Here is a 335-nt window from a genome sequence, read left to right as displayed (position 1 = left end):
CGATTTCGTTTCTTGTAGTTCTGCTATTTCCTTTTGTAGTAACTGACATACAGATTGAAGTTCATCCATTGAAGGCACGATTGAAATTTCACCGACATTTTGTTGAATGACATTCAGCTGCTCTTTTAATTGAGATGCGTTTAGCTGTAAGTTAGCTTTCTTCGTATTTAACCCATCAATGGTAGATTGCTCGACACCTGTTTGCATTTGAATTTGTTCGATTACTTCTTCTTTTATTTTGGTAAACACAAGAATCGATTCATTAATTAATGCTTGGTACCGTTGTGATAATTGAGCTAAATACATTTTCCTTGAATAAAGTCCTTCAATTGAAC

Annotated in this window: 1 protein-coding gene; it reads right to left on the bottom strand. The window is 34.0% G+C overall.

All coding sequences use genetic code 11. From position 1 onward, the window contains the following. The coding region (locus tag R0J88_RS19210; protein ID WP_410900763.1) for a hypothetical protein at window positions 1–335 on the bottom strand (335 nt) is incomplete at both ends.

Origin of the sequence: Pseudoalteromonas sp. SIMBA_162, from assembly GCF_046535955.1 — a bacterium.
Lineage (GTDB): Bacteria > Pseudomonadota > Gammaproteobacteria > Enterobacterales > Alteromonadaceae > Pseudoalteromonas > Pseudoalteromonas marina.
This window is presented reverse-complemented; position numbering and strand designations above follow the sequence as displayed.